Here is a 16,199-nt window from a genome sequence, read left to right as displayed (position 1 = left end):
GTGAGCACCTTAATCCTCATCAAACCCCGAATTAAACAATTCTATCACTGCCGCCAATGCTTGAATCTCATCAGGCCCAGTGGCCTCCACCTCAATCTGACGGCCTTTGGCGGAGTCGAGCATCAGCAGTGCAATTACACTGCTGGCTTCGGCTTCGGTGCCGCTGTCATTGCGTAACATCACTTCTGCATCAAAACTCTGAACCAGTTCGAACAATTTCATGGCGGGTCTGGCATGCATCCCCAACTTGTTTTTGATCTCAACGGTCTGTTTGACAGTCATTTATTTACGCTTTTCCAGAGTACGATGGCGTGATTGGACATTCTTGCCGCGAGCGCGGAAATAATCGGCCAATTGTTCAGCAACATAGACTGAGCGGTGTTTACCACCGGTACAACCGATAGCAACCGTCAGGTAACTGCGGTTATTGGTTTCCAGCATCGGCAACCACAGTTCCAGATAGCTGCGAGTCTGGTAAACAAAGTTGTGCACTTCAGTATGGCGATCAAGGAAAGAGATAACCGGCTTATCCAAACCTGTCATTGGGCGTAATTTCGGGTCCCAGTGTGGGTTTGGCAGGAAGCGCACGTCGAAGACATAATCTGCATCAATAGGAATGCCATGTTTAAAGCCGAAGGACTCAAACACCATGGTCAGCTCGCGCTCGCGTTTACCCAGCAGGCGGGTACGTAGCATCTCAGCCAACTCATGCACTGACATTTCCGAGGTATCAATAATTAAGTCAGCCCGTGAGCGCAATGGCTCAAGTAGGGCACTTTCTTCGTCGATAGCACTTTCTAAGGACAAATTTTTAGTCGACAGCGGATGCAGGCGACGGGTATCACTGTAGCGACGAATCAGGGTATTGCGGTCTGCATCCAAAAACAGCAACTGCGGTGAGAAGCTCTCAGGCAGTTGGGTCATGGCATGTTCAAATACCTCAGGAGACTCCGGCATATTGCGCACGTCGATGCTCACTGCGGCAGAGATATTTCTATCGGCCAGGGTACTCGCCAGCTGCGGCAACAGAACCACGGGCAAGTTATCGACACAATAAAAGCCCATATCTTCCAATGCGCGCAAAGCAACAGACTTCCCTGAACCGGAACGGCCGCTGACAATCATCAGCACCATGTGAGTGACTCCCCTTGGTATCTTATGTGCCCTGTGTACTTGAAGCCACAGGGGTGTTAGCTGCGCTCTTTCACCCGAATCATTTACTTGAGTAAGCGCATCGGAACTCATTTGCTTGCTGCCTACCCGTGACTCTAATTACTTTGGCCAATATCCTGCGTTTTTGAAGTGCAGGGTGTTTCGCCTGATTATGCTGTTTCTGGCGGTAGTTCAGTCATGATTTGATAAAGCTCTTCATCACTTTGCGCCGCCCGTAAACGGCGACACACTGTTTTATCAGCTAATCGCTTGGCCACTAAAGACAAAGTGTGTAAGTGAGTTTTACATTGATCTGCTGGAACCAACAAGGCAAATAATAGATCAACCGGTTGGTTATCAATAGCATCGAAAGCTATAGGTTGTTCCAGACGAATGAATACACCGACAGCGCGCAGTGTATCTTCTTCCAGCTTGCCATGCGGTATCGCGATACCATTACCAATACCGGTACTGCCCATACGTTCGCGGGTTAATACAGCATCGAAAACGATCTGTGATGGCAGGTTGAGCTGTTTGGCAGCTAACTCGCTGATAATTTCCAAAGCCCGTTTTTTACTTGAGCAATGTACGGAGCTTTTGGTGCACTCGATATTTAATACCGAGCTTAGTTGCAATGCTGGATCGTTGGTCATCTCATTTTTCACTTAAGCGCTGTTTTACGCCTGATGCCAGTGGAATATTCTGCTGGCATCAGGCTATGTAGCGAGTGTAGAACCTTTATCGGTTAATGTTGCTTCAATTTATCTTTATGCTTGTTCAACTGGCGCGCCAGTTTATCAACCAAAATATCAATGGCGGCGTACATATCCTCCTGCTCTGAGCTTGCATGCAACTCCCCCCCATTCACATGTACCGTCGCTTCTGCAATTTGTTTTACTTTTTCGACACTTAAAACCACATACACCTGGTTAATTCGATCAAAGTATTGCTCAAGTTTGGCAAATTTAGTGGTTACAAACTCGCGTAATGCTTCGGTTATTTCGACATGATGTCCGGTAATATTGAGCTGCATAGTGTCTTCCTTCTCAGTTCAGGTCAAACCAACTGTTTACGTTGATTTGACGGCGGGATGGATAACGACTCTCGGTACTTCGCGACGGTACGCCGTGCCACCATAATGCCTTGTTCACATAATAGTGTGGTCAGCTTACTGTCGCTAAGGGGTTTGGCAGGGTTTTCTGCCGCAACCAATTTTTTCACCAGTGCACGGATGGCAGTAGAAGAAGCTTCACCCCCGCTATCTGTATTGACGTGACTGGAGAAGAAATATTTCAGCTCGAAAATGCCCCGAGGACTGTGCAGGAATTTCTGCGTGGTCACACGGGAAATTGTCGATTCATGCATATCCACGGCTTGGGCGATATCTGCCAGCACCATGGGTTTCATAAATTCAGGCCCATTCTCAAAAAAGGCCACTTGCTGCTCGACAATGCAACGTGCCACTTTCAGCAGCGTTTCATTGCGGCTCTCAAGGCTTTTTATCAACCATTTTGCTTCTTGTAGATTACTGCGGATAAACTGCCCATCGCTATCATTGCGGGTAGTGTTTCCCATTGCTGCATATTGCTGATTAATTTTCAGGCGCGGAATGCTATCGGCATTCAGCTCGACCGTCCAGTGCCCTTTGTCTTTACGAACCAAAACATCGGGAATGACGTACTCAGACTCCCCGATATTAATAGATTGACCAGGGCGTGGGTCGAGTGACTGAATCAGAGCAATGGCTTCTTTAAGTGTATCTTCTTTTAGCCGACTTAAACGGATCATCGTGCGGAAATCATGGTTGCCTAGCAAATCCAGATAATCACTAATAACCAAACGTGCTTCGGCAAGATAGGGGGTATCTTTAGCATATTGCGACAGCTGCACCAATAAACATTCGCGCAAATTGCGAGCAGCAACACCAATAGGATCAAAGTGTTGAATTCGTTTGAGTACGGCTTCAACTTCGTCCAGTGCGATGTTTTCATCGCCCATGCTTTCCAGAATGTCTTCTAGCGGCACAGTAAGATAGCCAGTTTCATCAACAGCATCGACGATGGAGGTCGCAATCGCGGCATCGGTTTCGGAAAAGGGTGTTAAGTCCACTTGCCACATCAGATAATCTTGCAGTGTTTGGGTGGTTTCCCCCTGATAGACCGGCAGCTCATCGTCACTGTAATCATTGCGCATGCCCGATGGCGTACCGGCGGTGTAAATTTCATCCCAGGTGGCATCGAGCGGCAACTCTTCCGGCATATCTTTTTGTTCCAGTGCTTCGCGAGTGTCGAGCGATTCACTGTCGACCGTTTTTTTGGCCTCTATCTCTTCATGAAGATCAGTTTGCTCTAGCAGCGGGTTGCTCTCCAGCGCTAACTGAATCTCCTGCTGGAGTTCTAGCGTAGAAAGCTGCAACAGGCGAATCGCCTGCTGTAGCTGCGGAGTCATGGCCAGTTGTTGGCTAAACTTGAGTTGCAAACCTTGCTTCATAATACGTTATCAATTTTCCTTAATGGATGACGAAACGGGCTGTCGAGTGAAGATTAGAGACGGAACTCTTCACCCAGATAAACACGTTTAACTTGTTCGTCAGCCAAAATTTCCTGTGGTGTGCCGTGAGCGATTAAATGCCCTTGGCTTACAATATAAGCCCGCTCACAAACGTCTAGTGTCTCACGGACGTTATGGTCGGTAATCAATACACCCAGACCACTGTCGCGCAGATGCTCAATAATTTTTTTGATATCAATAACTGAAATTGGGTCAACACCGGCAAAGGGCTCATCCAGCAGAATAAACTTAGGATTCGCGGCCAGTGCACGGGCAATTTCAACCCGGCGGCGTTCACCACCAGAAAGTGATTGCCCTAGACTGTCACGTAAATGAGTAATATGGAACTCTTCCATTAACTCATCGGCCCGCTCTTGGCGTTGCTCGGATGAGAGATCTTTACGGATTTCCAGCACCGCCATCAGATTGTTAAAGACACTCAGGCGGCGGAAGATGGAGGCTTCTTGGGGTAAATAGCCAATCCCGCGCAGGGCGCGTTCATGCAGTGGCAAGAGGCTGATATCTTCATCATCAATCACAATACGCCCGGCGTCACGCTGGACAATGCCGACGACCATATAAAAAGTGGTGGTTTTACCTGCACCATTCGGCCCAAGCAGGCCGACAATCTCACCGGACTTGACTGTCAGGCTAACGTCTTCGACCACTTTACGGCCTTTGTACGCCTTAGCCAGTTTTTCTGCGATTAATGTTGCCATAAATGATTACTTACTCTTCTTTTGGCCTGACGCTGCTGGCCCTTTATCTTGTAATTGGGACGGTAATAGCACGGTAGTGACGCGATTGCCTTTGTTACTAAAGGCTTCCATCTGCTGTTTTTTCACCAGATAAGTGATGCGATCACCTTTGATATTGCTATCAAGCTGTTCCAGATAGGCGTTTCCGGTCAATATGACTAAGTCATTAGCAACCTCGTAACGCAGTTTCTGCGCGTGGCCTTTGACCGGTTTGCCGCTGTCTTGCATCTGATAGAAAGTCACCGGATTACCAAAACCTTCGATGACCATTTTGTTTTGATCACCGCCCGGACGAGTCACCACGACTTTATCAGCCTTAATCTCAATGGTGCCTTGCTTGATAATCACATTATCAGTAAATGTGACGGTATTCGCTGCCATATCTAACGCTTGTTTGACCGAGTCGACCAGAACGGGTTGGTCTGAATCGCCGGTTAAAGCCAATGCAGGCAGGCTTGCGGCTAAAAGTGAGCTGGCAAGCAAAAAATGACGAATTTTATTTTTGGATTTCATAAGAGGTTTTAACCTTTTCAATCAGCTCGGCGGTTTTATCCCGCAAGTTACCACGCATTTTCATGCCGTTAGATGTAAATCCAATACCAAAGAGGGTAACTTCATCGTCTGAGGATACATCCTGAGTGATCAAATTAACCTGGGCGTTATCAGTTTTAATTTTTTGTAACTGGGCGTCTGGGGTTAAGCTATCAACCTCCACGTGACCATACAAATAAAGCATCTTATCATCGGTCAACTTGGCGCGATCTGCACGTACTGTCCAAGTGGCGACCGCATTTTCATCAAACATGGTCATCACCGGCCGGGTAAACCAGGTCAGCTCTTGTGTGTTGAAGTTCTGAACCTCTTCCGCCACCAGTTTATAATTCAGTTGCCCGACCGGATTAAAAACCACCGTCACAGTATGTTGGCTTTGCGATGAGGGTTCATTATCATCGGCCACAATTTGTGTATCCTTTTGATTAAAACCGGAAAAATTCCAGCCAATCAAGGCTAAAGCAATCAGTGCTAAGGATATTGTTATCCATAGTCTTGTTTTACTCATATCGACAATCCTTTGGCACCCTCGAGTTTACCTTGGGCCAATAATATCAAATCACATAGCTCGCGTACCGCACCGCGCCCGCCATTGATGTGCGTAACATAGTGCGCTTTGGGGATAAGTAATGGGTGGGCATCCGCCACGGCGACAGATAAGCCAACTTGCGCCATCACCGGCCAGTCAATCAAGTCATCACCAATATAAGCCACTTGCTCAGGTTGGCACTCTAAGGCGACTAATAGCTCGTTATAGGCGAGCAGCTTATCAGATTGCCCTTGATAAAGGTGGGTAATGCCTAAGGTGTTGGCGCGGTCTTCCATTAATTTGGCGCAGCGGCCGGTAATAATAGCCACTTCAATCCCAGAGGTTATCAGGCAGCGGATACCATAGCCATCCCGCACATTGAAAGCTTTCAGCTCTTCGCCTTGATTACCCATGTAAATCAGGCCATCAGACATGACGCCGTCAACATCACAAATCACTAAGCGAATATTGGCCGCCCGCTGTATGACGCTGCTAGCCACGGGCCCATAACATGTATCCAGATAGACGGTATTGCTCATATTTTGCCCTTAATTAAACCACGCCAGCTCTCAGCATATCGTGCATATGTACCACACCCAGCAATTGGTCACCATCGGCGACTAACACCGCGGTAATATGACGTGATTCCATTAGGTTGAGGGCATCCACCGCCAACATGGTTGGACGAACCCGTATCCCGCCGCTGGTCATCACATCGGCGATTTTCGCGTTATTCAAGTCGATGCCCATATCGAATACCCGGCGCAAGTCACCGTCGGTAAAGATACCTTTAATCATCATTAAGTCGTCACAGATTACGGTTAAACCCAGATTTTTCCGAGTAATCTCCAGTAATGCATCGCGTAATGTGGCATCAGGGCTGACGTGAGGAATGTCGGCACCGGTGTGCATAATATCGCTTATTCGCAACAATAACTTGCGCCCCAGTGCGCCGCCCGGATGGGAAAGAGCAAAATCTTCCGGAGTGAAGCCCCGTGCCTGTAGCAGGGCAACGGCGAGGGCATCGCCCATCACTAATGTGGCGGTGGTGCTGGTGGTGGGGGCCAATCCCAGGGGACAGGCTTCTTGCGGCACTTTGATGCACAAGTGAATATCAGCCGCTTTGCCCATGGTACTTTCTGGGTTGCTACTCATACAAATAAGCTGAATTTTCTGACGCTTAAGAACAGGGATCAAGGCAAGAATTTCGTTAGATTCCCCTGAGTTGGAGATGGCGAGCACGATATCTTGCGGTGTGATCATACCCAGATCACCATGGCTGGCCTCGCCGGGGTGGACAAAAAATGACGGCGTGCCGGTGCTGGCAAAGGTGGCGGCAATTTTGCACCCAATATGGCCAGATTTACCCATTCCCATAATGACAACTTTGCCGTGGCAGTTAAATATGGCTTCACAGGCTTTGGTAAAATCGTCATTAATATATTGGTCGAGCTGTGCCAGCCCATCGCGCTCAATTTGTAGCACTTGTTTACCGGCCTGCTGGAAATCAACTCTGGGTTGTAAATCCACATGTGGCTGTAAATCAGAAGAAAACATACTTGGTTCCCGCTCAATGTTGGTAGGCAACATGGGTTAGGCCGCAGTTAAGGGCAGCCAAAATAGCACCGCGAGATACGCGATAAACCCACATAATAACAGAGCGCCCGCCATATGGCCGATTCGATGTTTACGCCCCAGACACAGCACCGTGAATATTATACTGACACCGAGCATTACCCAGTAATCTCGTTGGAAAGCCTCGGGGTTGATATCCCCCGGGGACAGCAATGCGGGGACACCTAACACAATAACAATATTAAAAATGTTTGAGCCGATAATATTACCGACCGCCATATCATCTTCACCTTTTAAAGCCCCGGCGATGAATGTGGCCAATTCAGGTAAACTGGTGCCAATGGCGATGACCGTCAGCCCGATAACCAGTTCACTGACCCCTGCGACTCTGGCAATGACTGTGGCATTGTCGATAATCATTTTGGCTGACAGCGGCAAAATAATAAATGCCAGCACCAGCCACAATAATGCGACGGTATTGTTGCTGTCTTGCGGTAACTCTGCCAATTGCTCGCGGGTAAGAATATCATTTCCTTGCGCGTGAGCCAGGCGGGCAATTTTTAGCATCAGAATAATAAAAGCGGCCGCCGCCAAGAGTAAAATAACGCCATCCGCTCGGCTCAGATGGTTATCTGCCAGCAAAAAGCCGCATAATACGGTCACGAGCAACATCAAGGGTAATTCGCGGCGTAAAATTTCTGAGCGCACGGTCAGGGGGCGTATCAGGGCGGCACCACCAACAATCAGTAATAGATTGGTAATGTTAGAGCCCAGCACATTCCCGACCGCCATATCTGTTTGGTTATTCAATGCCGCCGTGACTGATACAATGAGTTCCGGTAGCGAAGTGCCAATGCCGACAATCGTCATCCCAATAATCAGTGGCGGGATTCCGAAAGAACGCGATAACACGGCAGCGCCATAAACTAATCGATCGGCGCCGTACACCAGTAGCACCAAACCAATGATTAATAGTGTTATCGCCAGAAACATGCAGAGTCCTTTATTAGGTATAATCCCGATCCGTTGGCACAAACTCGCTGTCGGTCACTGATAGCCGGCACAGAACAGATAGCTCGCGGGTAAACATCACTAAAAACACATTACGCTCTTTTTGGTGACATCCTAATTTTGACTGTCAGTGCCAGAAAAGTAAAACGTATGGCAACTTTGGCTACGAAAAAGTGTTAATAAGTTGCCAGAATACTGCCCAATTGCGCTCGTTGCCGCTATTTGCTGTAGCATTGGTGGGTAAATGAGTCTAAAAGGCCTAAGGGACGAATGATAATGAACCAACTGGCGTCGAATTTGATAGAGATCCGCGGGATGAGTTTTACCCGTGGTGAGCGGCCAATATTCGCCGATATCAACATGACGGTTCCGCGCGGCAAAGTCACTGCGATTATGGGGCCTTCAGGGATTGGTAAAACCACTCTGCTGCGTTTGATTGGCGGGCAACTTGCGCCAGATGCCGGGGAAATTTGGTTTGATGGTGATAATATTCCGGCGCTTTCTCGTCAGCGTTTGTATGATGTGCGCAAGAAAATGAGCATGTTGTTTCAATCCGGCGCGCTTTTCACCGATTTGACTGTATTTGAGAATGTGGCTTTCCCATTACGTGAACATAGCCATTTACCAGAAGAGCTGTTACATAGCACGGTGATGATGAAGTTAGAGGCCGTGGGGTTGCGTGGCGCGGCAAATTTAATGCCCGCCGAGCTTTCGGGGGGGATGGCACGGCGTGCAGCACTGGCGCGGGCTATTGCCCTTGATCCCGAATTGATCATGTTTGATGAACCTTTTGTCGGGCAGGACCCTATCACCATGGGCGTACTGGTAAAACTGATAGATGAGCTGAATCATGCATTGGGTGTCACTTGTGTGGTGGTCTCCCATGATGTGCCAGAAGTGCTGAGTATCGCTGACTATGCTTATATTGTGGCTGATCAGCATGTGATTGCTGAAGGAACACCTGAACAACTACAAGCCAACGATGATATGCGGGTACGCCAGTTCCTCGATGGTATTGCCGACGGGCCGGTGCCTTTCCGTTTCCCGGCCGGGGATTATAAAACTGAATTGTTAGGCGCAAAGTGATGGAGTCTTCATGTTAGTACGGGCGTTAGCGTCTTTGGGTCGCAGGGGAATCAATGTCTGTGCATCCTTTGGTCGCGCAGGTTTAATGCTGTTTAATGCGCTGGTTGGCCGGCCTGAACCGCGAAAACAGTGGCCATTATTGGTCAAACAGCTGTATAGCGTTGGGGTGCAATCCTTACTGATTATCGTGGTTTCCGGTCTGTTTATCGGTATGGTTTTGGGTTTACAGGGCTTTTTGATCCTCACCACCTACAGTGCGGAAGCCAGTCTTGGGATGATGGTTTCTTTATCATTGCTGCGCGAGTTAGGGCCAGTGGTCACGGCGTTACTCTTTGCTGGCCGTGCCGGTTCTGCCCTGACAGCAGAAATTGGTTTGATGAAAGCCACTGAACAGATTTCCAGTCTGGAAATGATGGCGATTGACCCTCTTCGGCGGGTGGTTGCTCCCCGCTTCTGGGCCGGCCTTATCAGTATGCCATTATTGACCGCTATTTTTGTCGCTGTCGGCATCTGGGGTGGGTCTGTGGTCGGTGTCGACTGGAAAGGCATTGATAGCGGTTTCTTCTGGTCTGCCATGCAAAGTGCCGTTGAGTGGCGCACTGATTTACTGAATTGCCTGATTAAGAGCCTGGTATTTGCTATTACCGTGACGTGGATTGCGCTGTTTAATGGTTATGATGCGGTCCCAACATCTGAGGGGATTAGCCGGGCAACGACCCGTACCGTCGTGCATTCGTCACTGGCGGTATTGGGATTAGATTTTGTGCTGACAGCACTGATGTTTGGGAACTGAGTCGATGCAAACGAAGAAAAATGAAGTCTGGGTAGGGGCGTTTATACTGATTGCGATTCTGGCAGTGGTATTCCTCTGCTTGAAAGTGGCGGATATCAAATCTGTCGGCAATCAGCCGACTTACCGGATTTACGCAAATTTTGACAATATTGGCGGCCTAAAAAATAATTCGCCGGTCAAAATTGGTGGGGTGGTGGTGGGGCGAATCGCTGATATCACATTGGATACCAAAAACTACAGTCCACGGGTGGCGATAGATATTCAACAGCGCTATAACCATATCCCGGACACCAGTTCCTTGGCAGTACGCACTTCCGGTTTGTTGGGTGAGCAGTTCCTGGCGCTCAATGTCGGTTTTGAAGACCCTGACATGGGAACCAGTATTTTGAAAGATGGTGGCGTGATTCAAGACACCAAATCTGCATTGGTGTTGGAAGATCTTATCGGCCAGTTCTTGTACAAAAGTGACGGCAATGGTAATTCTGATGCGCCCGCCGCTGAGCCAGCAGCAGTCAATGGCAGTTTGCCCGCAACTCAACATCCTTAAGAGGGTATCTGAATGTTTAAACGTTTACTTATGGTCGCGTTGTTAGTGGTGGCACCACTGGCAAATGCGGTCGACCAAACCAACCCATACCGCTTAATGGATGAAGCGGCGCAAAGAACATTTACGCGCCTGAAAACCGAACAAGCCAAAATTAAGCAGAATCCAGATTATTTGCGCACTATCGTACGTGAAGAGTTATTGCCATTTGTGCAGATTAAATACGCCGGTGCCTTGGTGTTAGGCAGTTATTACAAAGCCGCCACACCTGCGCAGCGCGAGGCATATTTCAATGCGTTCAGCCAATACTTGGAACAGGCATATGGTCAGGCGCTGGCTTTGTATCATGGTCAAACTTACGACGTAGCGCCAGACCAGCCACTGGGTGATGCCAATATTATCGCCATTCGTGTGACTATCCTCGACCCTAATGGCCGCCCACCGGTACGTTTAGATTTCCAGTGGCGCAAAAACAGCCAAACGGGTCACTGGCAAGCGTATGACATGATAGCCGAAGGGGTTAGCATGATAAGCACCAAGCAAAATGAGTGGGCTTCTATCTTACGTCAGAAGGGCGTTGATGGCCTGACCCAACAGTTGCTGATTGCCGCAAAACAGCCGATAACTTTAGACAAGCAGTGATTATGGCAGATGAATTGCATTGGCAGTCACAGCGCGAAACGCTGATACTGCAAGGTGAATTAGATCGTGAAACGCTGTTACCCCTGTGGCAACAGCGCGGGGTATTATTGGCAGATAAGACGTGCATTGATGTCAGCCAATTACAGCGCGTTGATTCATCTGGCCTGGCACTGCTGGTTCACTTTCGTGAACTGCGCAGCAAGCAGGGCGTCTCACTCACTATTACCGGTGTCAGTGATCGGTTGTCCACCTTGATTGAACTGTACAATCTGCGCGACGTCATCCCGGTGGAAGTTGCCAGCGCGTAGTCAGTGGTATTGAGTCGGCACCCTGTTGTGCCGTTTTCTTCCACGGCAAAAAACTAAATTTTTCAAGCCCCTGTGTGCAATAGCAAAACAGGGGCTTTTCTTTAGTTTCAGAGAAAGCGGTATTCCACTAATATGTTCAACTGATTACTATAGCCAACAGGCTTCAAGATGCGGTCAACTCCGCTGCTAGTTGAAGTATGATGGCTATAATCCCCCTAAAATAGAATGAATCTTATGGATACTTCCGAAATTAAAGACGTGCTGATGCAAGCATTGGCATTACAAGAAGCGCATGTTACCGGTGATGGCAGCCACTTTCAGGTGATTGCTGTGGGTGAGTTATTTGCTGATATGAGCCGGGTGAAAAAGCAGCAAGCGGTATATGCACCTTTGATGGAATATATTGCTGATAACCGTATTCATGCCTTATCCATTAAGGCCTATACGCCACAAGAGTGGCAGCGGGATCGCAAACTAAACGGCTTTTAATACTGTCGGCGATAAAATTGCCTACCAGTTTGTTGGGCGGTTGGTCACGCGGGCAGTGAATTCGAATTTGGCGATCAGTATTTTGCCAACAACCCGTATTTTGACAACAAAGAGTGGTCACAATGGATAAGTTTCGTGTGCAGGGGCGGACTCGCCTAAGCGGTGAGGTCACCATTTCCGGGGCGAAAAACGCGGCATTACCGATATTGTTCGCTGCGTTATTGGCTGAGGAACCGGTAGAGTTGCAAAATGTCCCAAAGCTAAAAGACATTGATACCACCATTAAATTGTTGAGCCAATTAGGCACTAAAATTGAGCGTGATGCTTCCGGCTCTGTTTTTGTTGATGCCAGTGGTGTGAACGAATTTTGTGCGCCTTACGATTTAGTGAAAACCATGCGCGCCTCAATCTGGGCATTGGGGCCATTGGTTGCCCGCTTTGGTAAGGGGCAGGTCTCCCTACCGGGCGGTTGTGCTATTGGGGCGCGTCCGGTTGATTTGCATATTACTGGTTTGGAACAACTGGGTGCTGAAATCAAGCTGGAAGAGGGCTACGTTAAAGCATCTGTTAATGGGCGTTTGAAAGCTGCGCATATCGTGATGGATAAAGTCAGCGTTGGCGCGACGGTGACCATTATGAGTGCTGCCACATTGGCCGAGGGCACCACAATAATTGAAAACGCCGCTCGCGAGCCAGAAATCGTGGATACGGCAAACTTCCTTAATACGCTGGGAGCTAAAATTACTGGCGCAGGAACTGATCGCATTACTATTGAAGGTGTGGCTCGCTTGGGTGGCGGTGTTTATCGCGTACTGCCTGACCGTATCGAAACCGGTACTTTCCTGGTCGCAGCAGCAATTTCTGGCGGTAAAGTAGTTTGTCGTCAGACTCGCCCTGATACGCTGGATGCGGTGCTGGCTAAACTGCGTGAAGCGGGGGCCGATATTGAAGTTGGTGACGACTGGATAAGCCTTGATATGCATGGTAAACGCCCTAAAGCCGTTACCTTGCGGACTGCGCCACACCCAGGCTTCCCAACGGATATGCAGGCCCAGTTCAGCTTACTGAACTTGGTCGCGGAAGGCACGGGAGTTATCACCGAAACGATTTTCGAAAACCGTTTTATGCATGTACCAGAGCTGATTCGCATGGGCGCACATGCAGAAATCGAAAGTAATACCGTGATTTGCTATGGCGTCGAGCAACTGTCCGGTGCTCAAGTCATGGCAACCGATCTGCGTGCTTCTGCCAGTTTGGTATTAGCCGGCTGTATCGCTGATGGGGTGACTATTGTTGACCGTATTTATCATATCGATCGTGGTTATGAAGGTATCGAAGATAAATTGCGTGCGCTAGGTGCCAAGATCGAGCGTGTAAAAGGCGAATAAGTTTTTCTCATCGCCTGATAAAAGCAGATGCCAGCCGGTGATTCTCGGGCTGGCATTTTTTTGCGGCGCATACCGGCCATCATGATTATGGCGCGGGCTGTTGTTGGCCAAGGACTTCGTTTTGGTCCAATTCTGTGATGGTGATTTGGGCCGTAATTTGTTGGCCATTACGTAATAATAGCACCGGAATGGTGGTGCCAGGGCGAATTTCCGCCACCTGATCCATAGTTTCAATCACAGACGTTGCCGGCTTATTATTAACGCTAAGAATGATATCGCCCACGTGTAAGTTAGCATTCGCGGCCGGGCCATTGGGCGATATCTTGTTCACTTTAATGCCGTGAATTCGCTCGCCGCTATTACCGCTGGCATTGAATGGTGGATATTCTTCGCCGGTAATCCCAATGTAGCCACGAATAACCCGCCCATCACGAATCAACTTTTCCATCACTTTGGTCGCGAGCGCTGTCGGAATGGCAAAACCGATGCCTTCTGGTGTTTCGCCATTGCTGCTTTTATCAAAGGACAGCGTGTTAATCCCCATCAACTCACCAAGGGTATTAACCAGTGCACCGCCGGAGTTGCCTTGGTTGATTGAGGCGTCTGTCTGGAGAAAGTTTTGTCGCCCGGAATCACTCAAACCAATCCGCCCAGTGGCACTGATAATCCCTTGTGTCACGGTTTGCCCAAGGTTGTATGGGTTACCAATCGCCAGCACGACATCACCAATATGTGGCGTACGATTAATATTAATGGGGATGACCGGCAGATTTACGGCATCGATTTTCAAGACAGCTAAATCAGTCAGATTATCTGAACCGACCAACAATGCTTCTGATATCCGGCCATTTTGTAAGGCGACAATGATCTGTTCAGCATTATTGATAACGTGTTTATTGGTAAGAATATAACCCTTATCACTCATGATCACGCCGGAGCCCAAAGTGCGAATGGCTAGCCCTTCCTGAGTCGGGCTTAGGCTACGGTTATAAACATTAACAACGGCAGGGGCAGCCCTGCGCACCGCCTGGTTATAACTGACGGGGGCCTCTTCATCTATGCTATTACCATTGCTGGAAAAGAAATTGCCGGGGCTGCGGAGCATAGGTATTGCGACCAGCAAGATACCGGCAACAATGAGCCCCAAAATAATAGAACGCAATAGCTTAAGAAACATGAAGTTTAAGGCATGAATGAATAGGTAACCGGAGGATAGCATGAGTTTGGCGGACACAGCATTGTGCTGTGTCCGATTTTTCTGCAAATTAGCGGATTAACAGATAAATATTCTCATCACCGCGCACAATGTTCAGTGCAATAACCGCCGGTTTAGCTTCAATCGCTTTGCGTAACTCGGCGATATCTTTTACGCGCACACGGTTTACGGCAATAATCACATCGTCTTTCTGCAAGCCCGATTGCGCTGCCGGTGAACCTTTGGTGACATTTTCTACTTTAACGCCCTTGCTGCCGCCTTTGATTTCGCCATTACTCAGGGATGCGCCCTGCAATGAGGGGGATAAGGTGTCGGCACTGGTGGACGTTGGGCTGCTGTTCTCCAGTGTGACAGTCACTTCAAGTGGCTTACCATCACGCAATAAACCGACTTTAATGGCTTTACCCGGGCCGGTGGTACCTACTTTGGCGCGTAACTCCGCAAAGCTGCTGATAGGTTTACCATCGACGGAAACTAATACATCACCCGCTTTGATACCGGCTTTCGATGCCGCTGATTTTGGCAATACTTCACTGACAAAAGCACCGCGCTGAGCATCAATATTAAAGGCTTTTGCCATGTCTGCGGTCATTTCACTACCACGGATACCAAGCAGACCGCGTTTCACTTCACCAAACTCAATTAACTGTTGGCTGAGGTTTTGCGCCATATTACTCGGAATAGCGAACCCGATGCCGATGTTACCGCCACCTGGCGCTAAAATTGCGGTGTTAATTCCGATCAATTCACCGTTCAAATTCACCAGCGCACCGCCAGAATTCCCCCGGTTGATAGAGGCGTCAGTCTGAATAAAGTTTTCTAACCCTTCCAAATTCAGGCCGCTGCGACCCAGGGCTGAAATAATACCGGATGTGGCAGTTTGCCCCAGACCAAATGGGTTACCCACGGCGACGGCAAAATCTCCGACTCGCAGATTATCGGAGTCAGCTATTTTAATGGCGGTCAGATTTTTGGCGTCTGTTAGCTGTAACAACGCAATATCAGTTTGTTCATCGCGCCCCAGCAGTTTGGCATCATATTCACGGCCATCATTGAGCTGAACACGGATTTTATCGGCGTTATTGATAACGTGGTTATTGGTCAGTACATAACCTTTTTCCGCATTAATAATGACGCCAGAGCCCAAACCTTCAAAGGGGCGGTTACTCTCTTTACCTGTTGGGGCATTCGGGCCAAAGAAGAATTTGAACTCTTCGGGCAAACGCTGTTGCTGGGCTTGGGTGCCAGAGACGTGAACGCTGACAACGGCGGGCAATACTTTCTCCAGCATTGGTGCCAGACTTGGGACTGCTTGCCCTGCTACGGCGGCGGGAAGTGCTGCTGCGTTCACCATAGGAACAGACGCGAGACCTAAGCTGACACTCATTGCCAGCGCACTAAGAAATAATGACTTTTTCTTCATTGACTTAAACTCTCTCAATACCTAACGGTGAATGAATAGGGTAGATGGCTGCTACAGGCCCGTTGTTAATTCAGACTCTGAATTGGCTAAAAAATTCACTTATTTCAAAAGGCTACTGCTGTTCTAAAAATAAGCACCCTAAGATACCGCTTGATATAGGGGTCAGGATAAAACAATTCAAGG

The 16,199-nt window shown here is 48.6% G+C and carries 20 protein-coding genes; 7 read left to right on the top strand and 13 right to left on the bottom strand.

Annotated features, from left to right (window positions below; all coding sequences use genetic code 11):
* Positions 1 to 9: 9 nt before the first annotated feature.
* From npr to D5F51_RS19805, 11 genes are all read right to left on the bottom strand, one after another.
* On the bottom strand, positions 10 to 282 hold the full coding sequence (gene npr, locus D5F51_RS19855; protein ID WP_005162489.1) for a PTS phosphocarrier protein NPr: 273 nt from the start codon (positions 280 to 282) through the stop codon (positions 10 to 12).
* On the bottom strand, positions 283 to 1,134 hold the full coding sequence (gene rapZ / locus D5F51_RS19850) for an RNase adapter RapZ (protein ID WP_025376869.1): 852 nt from the start codon (positions 1,132 to 1,134) through the stop codon (positions 283 to 285). It lies immediately after the preceding gene.
* Between the two features lie 188 nt (positions 1,135 to 1,322).
* Complete coding sequence (ptsN, locus tag D5F51_RS19845) at positions 1,323 to 1,805, bottom strand: PTS IIA-like nitrogen regulatory protein PtsN (protein ID WP_087769408.1); 483 nt, start codon at positions 1,803 to 1,805, stop codon at positions 1,323 to 1,325.
* A gap of 92 nt (positions 1,806 to 1,897) precedes the next feature.
* Positions 1,898 to 2,185 carry a ribosome hibernation promoting factor gene (gene hpf, locus D5F51_RS19840; protein ID WP_004392031.1) on the bottom strand — a complete coding sequence of 96 codons (288 nt, stop codon included), beginning with the start codon at positions 2,183 to 2,185 and terminating at the stop codon, positions 1,898 to 1,900.
* A gap of 23 nt (positions 2,186 to 2,208) precedes the next feature.
* Complete coding sequence (gene rpoN, locus D5F51_RS19835) at positions 2,209 to 3,642, bottom strand: RNA polymerase factor sigma-54 (protein WP_129198657.1); 1,434 nt, start codon at positions 3,640 to 3,642, stop codon at positions 2,209 to 2,211.
* A gap of 53 nt (positions 3,643 to 3,695) precedes the next feature.
* The gene (gene lptB / locus D5F51_RS19830) at positions 3,696 to 4,421 is read right to left on the bottom strand and encodes an LPS export ABC transporter ATP-binding protein (protein ID WP_004710935.1); all 726 of its coding nucleotides are present in this window, start codon (positions 4,419 to 4,421) and stop codon (positions 3,696 to 3,698) included.
* A 6-nt stretch (positions 4,422 to 4,427) separates the two neighbouring features.
* Positions 4,428 to 4,973, bottom strand: coding sequence for a lipopolysaccharide ABC transporter substrate-binding protein LptA (lptA, locus tag D5F51_RS19825; RefSeq protein ID WP_025376872.1), 546 nt, complete (start codon positions 4,971 to 4,973; stop codon positions 4,428 to 4,430).
* Positions 4,957 to 5,520, bottom strand: coding sequence for an LPS export ABC transporter periplasmic protein LptC (lptC, locus tag D5F51_RS19820; protein WP_129198655.1), 564 nt, complete (start codon positions 5,518 to 5,520; stop codon positions 4,957 to 4,959). The genes lptA and lptC overlap by 17 nt, the downstream gene beginning before the upstream one ends.
* Complete coding sequence (gene kdsC, locus D5F51_RS19815; protein ID WP_129198653.1) at positions 5,517 to 6,080, bottom strand: 3-deoxy-manno-octulosonate-8-phosphatase KdsC; 564 nt, start codon at positions 6,078 to 6,080, stop codon at positions 5,517 to 5,519. The genes lptC and kdsC overlap by 4 nt, the downstream gene beginning before the upstream one ends.
* 13 nt (positions 6,081 to 6,093) lie before the next feature.
* Positions 6,094 to 7,098, bottom strand: a complete 1,005-nt coding sequence (gene kdsD / locus D5F51_RS19810; protein ID WP_025376875.1) for an arabinose-5-phosphate isomerase KdsD — start codon at positions 7,096 to 7,098, stop codon at positions 6,094 to 6,096.
* Positions 7,099 to 7,134: 36 nt separating this feature from the next.
* Entirely contained in the window at positions 7,135 to 8,109 is a 975-nt protein-coding gene (locus tag D5F51_RS19805) for a calcium/sodium antiporter (RefSeq protein ID WP_129198651.1), read from the bottom strand.
* A gap of 294 nt (positions 8,110 to 8,403) precedes the next feature.
* Between D5F51_RS19805 and mlaF the strand changes: the two genes are divergently transcribed.
* From mlaF to murA, 7 genes are all read left to right on the top strand, one after another.
* Positions 8,404 to 9,213: a phospholipid ABC transporter ATP-binding protein MlaF gene (gene mlaF, locus D5F51_RS19800; protein ID WP_025376877.1), complete on the top strand. Its 810-nt coding sequence runs from the start codon at positions 8,404 to 8,406 to the stop codon at positions 9,211 to 9,213.
* Between the two features lie 10 nt (positions 9,214 to 9,223).
* Complete coding sequence (gene mlaE / locus D5F51_RS19795; protein WP_129198649.1) at positions 9,224 to 10,006, top strand: lipid asymmetry maintenance ABC transporter permease subunit MlaE; 783 nt, start codon at positions 9,224 to 9,226, stop codon at positions 10,004 to 10,006.
* Between the two features lie 4 nt (positions 10,007 to 10,010).
* The gene (gene mlaD / locus D5F51_RS19790) at positions 10,011 to 10,553 is read left to right on the top strand and encodes an outer membrane lipid asymmetry maintenance protein MlaD (protein ID WP_129198647.1); all 543 of its coding nucleotides are present in this window, start codon (positions 10,011 to 10,013) and stop codon (positions 10,551 to 10,553) included.
* Positions 10,554 to 10,565: 12 nt separating this feature from the next.
* Entirely contained in the window at positions 10,566 to 11,192 is a 627-nt protein-coding gene (gene mlaC, locus D5F51_RS19785) for a phospholipid-binding protein MlaC (RefSeq protein WP_129198645.1), read from the top strand.
* Between the two features lie 2 nt (positions 11,193 to 11,194).
* Positions 11,195 to 11,500: a lipid asymmetry maintenance protein MlaB gene (mlaB, locus tag D5F51_RS19780; RefSeq protein WP_025376881.1), complete on the top strand. Its 306-nt coding sequence runs from the start codon at positions 11,195 to 11,197 to the stop codon at positions 11,498 to 11,500.
* A gap of 234 nt (positions 11,501 to 11,734) precedes the next feature.
* Positions 11,735 to 11,989 carry a BolA family iron metabolism protein IbaG gene (gene ibaG / locus D5F51_RS19775; RefSeq protein ID WP_025376882.1) on the top strand — a complete coding sequence of 85 codons (255 nt, stop codon included), beginning with the start codon at positions 11,735 to 11,737 and terminating at the stop codon, positions 11,987 to 11,989.
* Between the two features lie 122 nt (positions 11,990 to 12,111).
* Complete coding sequence (gene murA / locus D5F51_RS19770; RefSeq protein WP_129198643.1) at positions 12,112 to 13,377, top strand: UDP-N-acetylglucosamine 1-carboxyvinyltransferase; 1,266 nt, start codon at positions 12,112 to 12,114, stop codon at positions 13,375 to 13,377.
* A gap of 85 nt (positions 13,378 to 13,462) precedes the next feature.
* On the opposite strand, the gene degS is transcribed toward murA, so the two are convergent.
* The gene (gene degS / locus D5F51_RS19765) at positions 13,463 to 14,554 is read right to left on the bottom strand and encodes an outer membrane-stress sensor serine endopeptidase DegS (protein ID WP_025376884.1); all 1,092 of its coding nucleotides are present in this window, start codon (positions 14,552 to 14,554) and stop codon (positions 13,463 to 13,465) included.
* An 88-nt stretch (positions 14,555 to 14,642) separates the two neighbouring features.
* Positions 14,643 to 16,016, bottom strand: coding sequence for a serine endoprotease DegQ (gene degQ, locus D5F51_RS19760; protein WP_025376885.1), 1,374 nt, complete (start codon positions 16,014 to 16,016; stop codon positions 14,643 to 14,645).
* Positions 16,017 to 16,199: the final 183 nt, after the last annotated feature.

This window comes from Yersinia hibernica, from assembly GCF_004124235.1.
GTDB classification, from domain to species: domain Bacteria; phylum Pseudomonadota; class Gammaproteobacteria; order Enterobacterales; family Enterobacteriaceae; genus Yersinia; species Yersinia hibernica.
This window is presented reverse-complemented; position numbering and strand designations above follow the sequence as displayed.

Bases quoted from the DNA above. Each gene is read 5' to 3' on its own strand.
- degQ (WP_025376885.1), bottom strand. From the start codon at position 16,016: ATGAAGAAAAAGTCATTATTTCTTAGTGCGCTGGCAATGAGTGTCAGC.
- rapZ (WP_025376869.1), bottom strand. From the start codon at position 1,134: ATGGTGCTGATGATTGTCAGCGGCCGTTCCGGTTCAGGGAAGTCTGTT.
- hpf (WP_004392031.1), bottom strand. From the start codon at position 2,185: ATGCAGCTCAATATTACCGGACATCATGTCGAAATAACCGAAGCATTA.
- mlaE (WP_129198649.1), top strand. From the start codon at position 9,224: ATGTTAGTACGGGCGTTAGCGTCTTTGGGTCGCAGGGGAATCAATGTC.
- murA (WP_129198643.1), top strand. From the start codon at position 12,112: ATGGATAAGTTTCGTGTGCAGGGGCGGACTCGCCTAAGCGGTGAGGTC.
- D5F51_RS19805 (WP_129198651.1), bottom strand. From the start codon at position 8,109: ATGTTTCTGGCGATAACACTATTAATCATTGGTTTGGTGCTACTGGTG.
- npr (WP_005162489.1), bottom strand. From the start codon at position 282: ATGACTGTCAAACAGACCGTTGAGATCAAAAACAAGTTGGGGATGCAT.
- kdsC (WP_129198653.1), bottom strand. From the start codon at position 6,080: ATGAGCAATACCGTCTATCTGGATACATGTTATGGGCCCGTGGCTAGC.
- lptB (WP_004710935.1), bottom strand. From the start codon at position 4,421: ATGGCAACATTAATCGCAGAAAAACTGGCTAAGGCGTACAAAGGCCGT.
- lptA (WP_025376872.1), bottom strand. From the start codon at position 4,973: ATGAAATCCAAAAATAAAATTCGTCATTTTTTGCTTGCCAGCTCACTT.
- kdsD (WP_025376875.1), bottom strand. From the start codon at position 7,098: ATGTTTTCTTCTGATTTACAGCCACATGTGGATTTACAACCCAGAGTT.
- lptC (WP_129198655.1), bottom strand. From the start codon at position 5,520: ATGAGTAAAACAAGACTATGGATAACAATATCCTTAGCACTGATTGCT.
- mlaC (WP_129198645.1), top strand. From the start codon at position 10,566: ATGTTTAAACGTTTACTTATGGTCGCGTTGTTAGTGGTGGCACCACTG.
- mlaF (WP_025376877.1), top strand. From the start codon at position 8,404: ATGAACCAACTGGCGTCGAATTTGATAGAGATCCGCGGGATGAGTTTT.
- degS (WP_025376884.1), bottom strand. From the start codon at position 14,554: ATGTTTCTTAAGCTATTGCGTTCTATTATTTTGGGGCTCATTGTTGCC.
- rpoN (WP_129198657.1), bottom strand. From the start codon at position 3,642: ATGAAGCAAGGTTTGCAACTCAAGTTTAGCCAACAACTGGCCATGACT.
- mlaD (WP_129198647.1), top strand. From the start codon at position 10,011: ATGCAAACGAAGAAAAATGAAGTCTGGGTAGGGGCGTTTATACTGATT.
- ibaG (WP_025376882.1), top strand. From the start codon at position 11,735: ATGGATACTTCCGAAATTAAAGACGTGCTGATGCAAGCATTGGCATTA.
- ptsN (WP_087769408.1), bottom strand. From the start codon at position 1,805: ATGACCAACGATCCAGCATTGCAACTAAGCTCGGTATTAAATATCGAG.
- mlaB (WP_025376881.1), top strand. From the start codon at position 11,195: ATGGCAGATGAATTGCATTGGCAGTCACAGCGCGAAACGCTGATACTG.